This is a genomic window from Clostridium sp., assembly GCF_051654825.1.
Classification (GTDB): domain Bacteria; phylum Bacillota; class Clostridia; order Clostridiales; family Clostridiaceae; genus Clostridium.
This window is the reverse complement of the sequence record NZ_JBOFYU010000156.1, coordinates 1-8,940: the sequence shown is the minus strand read 5'-3', so window position 1 is coordinate 8,940 and position 8,940 is coordinate 1. Positions and strand designations below refer to the sequence as shown.

9 protein-coding genes are annotated in these 8,940 nt (G+C 26.4%); 8 read left to right on the top strand and 1 reads right to left on the bottom strand.

Annotated features, from left to right (window positions below; all coding sequences use genetic code 11):
• The coding region (locus ACRDBA_RS09395) for an ABC transporter permease (protein ID WP_438572665.1) at positions 1-320 on the top strand (320 nt) is incomplete at its 5' end.
• Between the two features lie 287 nt (positions 321-607).
• On the opposite strand, the gene ACRDBA_RS09390 is transcribed toward ACRDBA_RS09395, so the two are convergent.
• Entirely contained in the window at positions 608-1,537 is a 930-nt protein-coding gene (locus tag ACRDBA_RS09390; RefSeq protein ID WP_438572664.1) for an Rpn family recombination-promoting nuclease/putative transposase, read from the bottom strand.
• A 153-nt stretch (positions 1,538-1,690) separates the two neighbouring features.
• Here ACRDBA_RS09390 and ACRDBA_RS09385 point away from each other — a divergent pair, with 153 nt between their 5' ends.
• The 7 genes from ACRDBA_RS09385 (at position 1,691) to ACRDBA_RS09355 (ending at position 8,860) form a co-directional block, all read left to right on the top strand.
• The gene (locus ACRDBA_RS09385) at positions 1,691-3,544 is read left to right on the top strand and encodes an FAD-dependent oxidoreductase (protein WP_438572663.1); all 1,854 of its coding nucleotides are present in this window, start codon (positions 1,691-1,693) and stop codon (positions 3,542-3,544) included.
• 11 nt (positions 3,545-3,555) lie between these two features.
• Positions 3,556-4,485, top strand: a complete 930-nt coding sequence (locus tag ACRDBA_RS09380; RefSeq protein ID WP_438572662.1) for an ABC transporter ATP-binding protein — start codon at positions 3,556-3,558, stop codon at positions 4,483-4,485.
• 17 nt (positions 4,486-4,502) lie between these two features.
• Positions 4,503-5,648 carry an ABC transporter permease gene (locus ACRDBA_RS09375; RefSeq protein WP_438572661.1) on the top strand — a complete coding sequence of 382 codons (1,146 nt, stop codon included), beginning with the start codon at positions 4,503-4,505 and terminating at the stop codon, positions 5,646-5,648.
• Complete coding sequence (locus tag ACRDBA_RS09370; protein WP_438572660.1) at positions 5,641-6,750, top strand: ABC transporter permease; 1,110 nt, start codon at positions 5,641-5,643, stop codon at positions 6,748-6,750. Before ACRDBA_RS09375 ends, ACRDBA_RS09370 begins: the two co-directional genes overlap by 8 nt.
• A gap of 99 nt (positions 6,751-6,849) precedes the next feature.
• A complete protein-coding gene (locus ACRDBA_RS09365; protein ID WP_438572659.1) occupies positions 6,850-7,281 on the top strand; it encodes a nucleotidyltransferase domain-containing protein in 432 nt (143 codons plus the stop codon).
• Positions 7,265-7,720 (top strand): HepT-like ribonuclease domain-containing protein, encoded by a 456-nt coding sequence (locus ACRDBA_RS09360; protein WP_438572658.1) that lies wholly within the window; start codon positions 7,265-7,267, stop codon positions 7,718-7,720. Before ACRDBA_RS09365 ends, ACRDBA_RS09360 begins: the two co-directional genes overlap by 17 nt.
• A 267-nt stretch (positions 7,721-7,987) precedes the next feature.
• A complete protein-coding gene (locus ACRDBA_RS09355) occupies positions 7,988-8,860 on the top strand; it encodes a ParA family protein (protein ID WP_438572657.1) in 873 nt (290 codons plus the stop codon).
• Positions 8,861-8,940: the final 80 nt, after the last annotated feature.

The window sequence follows — 8,940 nt, the reverse complement described above, 5'->3', positions numbered from 1 at the left end:
GCATAGGATTTTTAATATCTAATTTAGTAAGTAGTAGAAATGCAATGTCAGCAGCGGCAAATGTTGTTTCACTTGGATGTTGTTTTTTAAGTGGAGTATTTGTACCACAAGAATTATTAGGAGACACAGTGCTTAAGATTGCAAGCTTTAACCCAACCTTTTGGTATGTAAAAGCTAATAATAGTATAAGTACATTAGTTAACTTTAATAAAGAAACATTGACACCAATAATTTCAAGTATGTTAATAATGCTAGGATTTGCAATAGCAATATTATCAATAACTTTAGTAATTATAAAAAAGAAAAGTGTAAATAGCTAGGGAAGAGAAGTTGATAAATCATTTATACCAATTTATGTTACATTAAAACTAAACCTTTTGGAAAATCAAATGATGTTGTTTTAACTTGTAACTTAGAAAATTATCATGGTATTTATATTTATGGAAAGTTAGGATTTAAGGATACAGGTGAAAGAGATGAAGATGAATTAGTTATGAAACTAGTTTTATAATTAAATAAGTGTATTGTTAAAGATGTAAAGTTAAGAGATGAAATTACAAAGACAGGTGATAATAAAAAGTTACCTGTCTTTAATGTTGTTCAATTATTATCTTAATTTATCTATTTCTTCTGCAGTTAATCCAGTTTTTAATGCAATTGTTTCATTATCTAATACATCTAAAAGGTTTTTAGCAATATTAATTCGTTCTAACAATTTGCCTTCCTCAAGACCTTCTTCTCTACCTTCTTCTTTAGCGTTTGATAGTGCAGAAACCTTATCAAAAAATGATTTTTCTCTCATATTATATAATTCGAGTTCGTTTTTATCTCTACTTAATCTATAAAGCTCATCCTTAGCTTCTTTAATTTCTTCTTTACTAAATTCAAGTTTTCTAACTACACTACTTTCAGGATCTTTTAAAAATTCAACCCAAGCTGTAAGCATATCTATGGTATCAATATTAGCATCATCATCAAGGTCTTTAAGTTTAGGGATTTCTATAAAATGAATTTCTTCAATATCTGTAAGTTCTTCATTTGTTTCAATTTCTTTTAATCTATATCCATTATGGAATCTATCATTATTTAAATATTTAAAGTCTAAAATATTAATGCAAACAGTTCGTGATAGTTTATCATATTTATCACCATCGTTAAGCTGTTCTTCATATAGTTTACTCCAATAATAAAGACTACGTTTAATCATAAGCAGACATTCCAAATCTTTGATTTGGCATGGTCGCTTATACATCTGCAGTGCATACGGAAGATGTATTTCCTTATCCGAATTTTTAACTTGTATTTCTATATTTATAATTTCGCCTCTATTTGTAGTTGCTTTAACATCTAATCTACTAAATTTATCTTCTAAAAAGTCTTTTGTTATTTCCGTGTTATTAATAATAACTGAGACTATTTTATCAACTGGATTCATTACAGCATTTAAAAATGAAATTAATATATTTGGATGCTTTTCTGAACCAAATATTTTCTTAAATATGAAGTCAACTTTAGGATTTAAAAGTCTTCTACTCATTATAATTCCTCCTTTTAATAATATATGTATATTATAGCCAAATATATATATTTAAACAATCTAAAGGTTAGGCAATAATAAACTAATATTTTCACAGTTACTGAATAAAATTATTATAAGGATAATCTATTTATAATAATAAAGGAGGTATTTATGGAATATGATGTAGTTGTAATAGGGTCAGGGATATCAGGGCTTACAGCAGCTTCTTTGCTAGCTAAAAGAGGATTAAATGTATGTGTAGTTGAAGCTCAAAATAAGCCTGGAGGCTCTTGTGGAATATTTAAAAGAAAAGATGTGGTGTTTGAGCAAGGTGCAGCCATGATTTATGGTTTTAATGATAAGGGGTTTAGTCCTCATAGATTTATTTTTAATGCATTAGAGGAAGAAATAGACATAATAAAGCATGATGAACTTTATGCTATTAATTATGGTGAGCATAGGATAATTTTTCACCAAGATATAGATAAGTTTATAGATGAATTAATAAAGGTATTTCCAAAGGAAAAGGAAAACTTTAAAAGGTTTTATAGTGATTTAAGCAATCAATATAAAAAGATAATAGCGGAAAAGCCAAACTTTATTTCTCCTGATGCAATGAAAAAAGAACAGGGAGCAGAAGGCCTTTTAAGACATCCTATTGAATATATAAGGTTTTTAGGGTATATGAATAAAAATACTTTAAGTATATTAAAAAAGTATTTTAAAGATCCAAATGTATTTAACTTTTTTGATAAGTTAACATCTACATATTGTTACACAAATGTAGAGGAGACTCCAGCTATATTGTCATCTATAATGTTTGTGGACAATCACTTTGGAGGAAGCTATTATCCAGCAGGGTCAACATTAAACTTAGTAGGAAAGTTAGAAAAGGTTATAGAAGAAAATAATGGAGATATGATTTATAAAAAAGAAGTAGAAGAAATAATAGTAGAAAATAATATAGCTACTAAAATTAAATTAGACGATGGAAGTATTATTACTGCTAAGTATATTGTTAATTCAGGAAACGTATGGAACTTATATAACAAGCTATTAAAATCTAGTGGAAATGAAAAGATTAAAGATTTAGTTAATTCTCTAGAACCTTCATATCCATCAGTAGTTTTATTTGCACTTGTAAAGGAAGCTGCAATTCCAAAGGGAACACTGCCTATTGAAATGTTAATTGCAGATAAAACTAAGCTAGATGAGGGAGAGGTTACGGCTTATATCTTAAGTATAGATGATAAAACCCTTTGTGAAGATGGATATCACACTATTATGGCAATTGGACCTACCTTTAAGAAATGGCCAAAGGGATTTAAAAATAATTATAATACAAAAGAATATAGAGAAATGAAGGAAGTTGAAAAGGATAGGTTATTAAAGGTTTTAGAAAAGAGATTTCCAGGCTTTAAGGATAATTTATGCCATGTAGAAGTTAGTACTCCAAGCACCTTAAATAGATATGTATTAAAGGAAGGGGGAAGTGTAGCAGGTCCTAAGCAAAAGCTAGGGCAGCATATGCTTAAGAGATTAAAAACAAAGAGTGAAATAAATAATCTCTTTAATTGTGGTGAATCAACTGTTATGGGAACAGGAACTCCAGCAGTTACTATATCTGGTATAAGTGCAGCAAACCTTATATTAAGAGAATTAGGTATGGAGGAATTTGAATATAAAGAAGATATGAAAAACTATGTAAATATAGTAAAGCATCCATTTAAAAAAGAAGATTTAAAAATAAGTCAAAATGTAAATGAAGATAAGGCCGCTAAATTAGCATTAACATGTCAATTTTGTGATAACCCTTTATGCGAAAGATATTGCAATAAAAATATGCCTATAAGAGAGATAAATAGAAGAGTTGCAGCAGGTAATTTTTATGGAGCTAAAAAGCTATTAAAAGATTATAGCGTTAATCCATGTTTAAATTGTCAAAATGTAAAATGTGAAGAGCATTGTGTAAGAAAAGGCTTTGCTAGTGCAGTTAAAATAAAAGATATAAATAGTAATCTTTAGGAAGTCATAGTATGTATATACTTCAAATAGAAAATTTGCATAAAAAGTATAATGATTTTGAAGCTATAAAGGGTATAAGTTTAAATATAAAAGGGGGAGAAATATATGGTCTCCTAGGACCTAATGGTGCTGGAAAAAGCACATTAATTAAGATAATATCAGGACTTGAAAAATTAACATCAGGAAATATTATCTTTGAAGAAAAGGAAGGCAATATAAATAAGTATAAAAGGAATATAGGGTTATTGCCTCAGGATATTGCTATATATCATGATTTTACAGCACGAGAAAATGTATCTTTTTTTTGCTCCTTATATGGGTATAGGGGAAAGGAACTTAAAAGAAGGGTAAACAAGGCATTAGACTTTGTAGGACTTCTAGATGTGGAAAATAAAAGGTCTAATGAGTTTTCAGGTGGAATGAAAAGAAGATTAAATATGGCATGTGCAATAGCTCATAGTCCTAAATTAATAATTATGGATGAACCAACAGTAGGTATAGATCCACAATCAAGAAATCATATTTTAGAGTCAGTAAAAAAGCTAAATGAAGAAGGGGCAACTATAATATATACATCTCATTATATGGAGGAAATAGAGGAGCTTTGCACTGATATTTCTATAATGGATAATGGAAAGATAATAGCAAAGGGAACTAAGGAGTATTTAAAGAAAAGCATTGTAAAGGAAAATAAATGCACCATATACCTAAGGAAAAGTATTTATAATATACAGTCACAATTAGAAAGAATACAAGGAATTAATAATGTAGAAGTAAAGGACAATGAAATAAAATGCCACTATTCTAAAGAGATAAATGCAATTCCATATATTATAAATATTATAACTAACAATAGCGGTATTATTGAAAATATAAAAAGTGATGTTCCTACATTAGAAAGTGTATTTTTAAGATTAACAGGTAAGCAATTAAGAGATTGATATAACTGAGGTAAAATATGATATTAATTAATTTAATAAAAAAAGAGGTTTTACATTTTTTTAGAAATAAATCTAATGTTGCAACAATGTTTATATTTCCAGTGGTACTTATACTTATAATGGGATTTTCATTAAATGGCCTTATGAATAAAGATAGAAATATATTTGAAAATAAAAAAGTTTATTATAAGGTAAACAAAGTAACTAGTGAAAATAAGTATTTGCAGCTTTTTAATGATTTTAAGGAAAACTGTGAAAAAGATATGAAGATAGAATTTACAGAAGTAAAGGAAGATGAGCTAGGCCGTGAAGGGGTAAATAGTTATCAGGGACTAGCTTTTATAATAATAAATGAAGAGAAATATGATTTTTATAGAAATGAAAAAAAGGAAAGTAGCGAACAAAAGATATTTAGAAGTGTTTTTAATGAGTACTTAGAAAAATATGCTGTAATCAATAAGGTTGTAAAAGAAAATCCTAGTCTTATAAATAGTATTGAAGAAGAAAGTAATATTAAATTAAGTGAAGAAGGCATATCTAATAAGGGAATAAATTCATTTACCTATTATACCTTTGCAGAGCTTGTATTAATAATACTTTATATATCACAAATAACTAGTGTATCAGCTTATAATGAAAGCTTTGAAAATACATTGCCAAGGTTAAAGGTTTCTAGGGCTAGTAATTTTAGCATTATATCATCAAAGGTTATATTAGGACTTATGGTAGGGCTAATTCAAATATCAATAGTTTATCTTGTTAGTAGATTTTTTCTTCATATTAGTTGGGGAGAAAATATAGGAGAAGTATTATTAGTATTAATAGCTTTAATAATTTTTAGTTCTATTTTAGGAGTAACAGTTAGCTATGTTTTTAAAGATAGTAAGGCAGCTTCAAGTGTTTTAAATACATTATTAATAATCTTTGGATTTTTAGGGGGAGCATACTTACCTATATCATTAATAAGATCAAATGAAATAGCTAATATATTATGTCAAATAACTCCTACATATTGGGCAAATATATCATTACTAAGCTTAAGCTCTGGAATAAAAACAAATTACTCTTATATATCAATATTATTATCCTTACAGCTATCAGCAATATTATTAATAATTTGTATTGTTTGTAGCAGCTTTAAGAGAGGTGATAAAGTTGTTTAGAGTAATGTTAAACACTATAAAATTATTATTAAAGAAAAAAAGCTTTATATTAATGGGAATAATAGCACCAGCTTTAGTAATAGTATTTTTCAGCTTTTCCTTTGGAAGTGATATAAATTATAAGGTGGGGGTAATAGATAATGATGATAGCTATATTTCAAATGAAGTTATAGAAGCTATAAATAAAATAGAAAATGTAGATGTTGTAAACATAGAAAAGGAAAACTATGAAATACTTCTTGCATCACATCAAATACAATTAGCATTAATAATAAATGAGGATTTTAGCAATAAGGTATTAAGTGGAGAAGAGGAAGAAGTAATAATAAAATCAATTTCCACTAGTGATGTTAAGGAAACCATAGTATCTATAATAAAATCAAAGAGAGATAATTTAAGCTTAATAGCTAAGATTAGTGATAATGACATAGAAAAATTCAAGGAAAACAATGAAACTTATAAGGAAGATTTATTTAAATATAATTTAAGTAAGGCTTATGAAAAGAGACCAGCTATAGAAAATTCTATAGGACTAGTTATAATGATGATATTAATAAGTGGAGCAGCTATTGCAAATTTTTTAATTGAAGATGAGGAGCATGATACTAAAACTAGGGTTTTAGTAAGTGGATTATCACCTTATAAATATTATATGGCATTACTTATAGTGTTTTACTTATTGTCATCTATAAGCAGCATTATATATTATTTGCTTTGTAAGGGATTAAACTTAGATTTTGGAATGATTAATACAAATAACTTTCTAATAGTTATGCTATTACTTAACTTAGTTTCAATATCATTAAACCTTTGTATAGTTAGCTTTACTAAAAATAGATATATAGCAAGTACTGTAAATATATTAATAGTTATACCAACATGTATGCTTTCAGGAGTATTTTGGGATTTTGATATTATTCCTAATTATCTGCAAAGCATAGGAAACTATATGCCACAAAGAATAGTTTATATGTGTATAGAAAAGTTGCAAATGTACAATAGTTTAAATTATATAATTGGATATATCATTTATATGATATGTATTTCAATAGCTTTATTTATGCTAAGTTTAGTTATGTTTAATGTAAAAAGGAAGAGATAAAATTTTAATATTTTACTTTTTGTATTTATATGATAAAGTTGTATTAAAAAAGAAAATATGTGACTATGATATAGATAGTAATTAAAAGGTGGTGTACATTTGAAAAAAGAAGATTTTATAAAGGAATTAAGTGATATTGATGGAGTAATAAGTTTATGTCAATTTGGCAGTTATGAAACAGAGTATTGGATAAAAGATAGAAGTGATATAGATTTAGCTGTTGTTATGAAACCTGAAACAACTTTCATGTACACTATAAAAATAGAAGATACACTAGAGTCTTTATGTAGGAAGTATTATAAGTATGATAAAATACATTTAACGTTTATTTTATTTAATGAGTTTTCAACTAAATATGCAAGAATGGCCATAGATAGTGAAAAAAAATATATAGTTGATGAAAATGACTGGTATGATTTTCAACACTATGTTTTAAAGCATATTAGAAATAATGAAAATTTAGAAAAAAGGCTTAAAATAGATGAACAATATAGCTACTTTGGAGGTATTATTGATGAGTCCGTATTATAAATATAAAAAAGAAAAGTTTTTAGAAAAATATAAAAATGCTTATGATAATTTAGAAGACTTAAAAGAAGCTATAAAAGAGTATGATAAAAGTAGCAGTAGAATAATAAGAAGAGCTATGTTTGCGTTTTTTCAAGATTTTTCTGAGTATATAGTAGATATGTGTGAAAGCTATATAATTATTAATGATGGAAAGATAAATAGTTCAACTACATCTTTAAAATTAATAGAACAAGCAGGAGAAATGGGGTTTTTCGAGGAAAGTTTAAAAGATTATTTACTACTTTCAGTAAAGTTAAGAAATAGATATACTCATGATTATTATAAAAGAGAAGATAGTGAAAAGCAAATCCAAGAATTTTGCTTTAAAGAGTTATTAAATTTAGAAATATTTCTAGAAGAAAGCAAAGATAAGGTGATATTAAAATATAAGAAAAAATAGATCGAGTTATGGAAAGTATATATAAAATAAACTGTATCAAATATTAATTTGGTACAGTTTTTTATAATTTATAAATGAATTATTTTGAATAGTAGTTATATCTGTATAACATAAATTTATAATAAAATCTAGAAATATAAATATTTATTAAGATAGATATTTATATTTAGATACAATTCTTATTTAAATTTCAACTTAAATTCTAAAATTATAGATAAGGTAATATTTATAAATATAGAGATAAATAAAGGAGTTTGTTTTGAAAGTATGGCAAAAAAGATATTTGTAGGCAATTATAAAGGGGGAGTTGGAAAAACTACATTTACTTATAATTTTGGGTGTGAACTAAAAAAGAGGAATAAAGAGAACAAAGTTTTATTAATAGATTTAGATCCACAATCCTCTCTGTCGGAAGTATGCTTAAGGGAAAAATCTTATGATGAATTTGAAAATTTAAATTATAAGGAAACTTTTAACTATGTAGTAGATATATATTATAAAGCTAATAAAGAGCAGGTATATAGTGAATTAAATTTAGATATTAACAAATTGATAAAGGATAATGGTCATGTTCATTATATAAATTCTAGTTATCTATATAAGGATGGAGGATTAGATATTCAATGTTTAAATATGGTGAATAAGCCGAATAATATCCTTATTATTAAAAGGTTTTTAAATGATAGTAAACTAGATGAGAAGTATGATTATATAATATTTGATTGCCCACCAAGCAATAATATAATTACTCAATCAGCATTTTTTGCTTCAGATTATTATATAATGCCTACTATTATGGATGCAATAAGTAGTAGAGGTGTTAGGCATTATAAAGAAATATTTGATAAATATTATAAAAAATATATGAAAAGCAAGGTTAAGATTGCTGATGTAGCTGTAGATGATGAACCAAAATTATTAGGAGTTTTTGAATCAAAAAGAAAAGCAAATTCAAAAACAGATACGCATAGAGAATCTATAGAAAGTAATTTTTATTTATTTAAACAACACATATCAGATTATAAAGAGGTATCGGATAGGCTAGAAAAAGGTGAACCAAGTGAAAAGGCAGAATATCCGGCATTAGTGGATGAAATTTTAAAGAGAATAGAGTATTTTGAGACAAAAAGTTTTAAATAAAAGGGTGATGGCATGAGTTCAACAATAAAAGAAATAAATGAAAATTTAATTAAGTGGAAAAATGTATGTATAGCTATGGG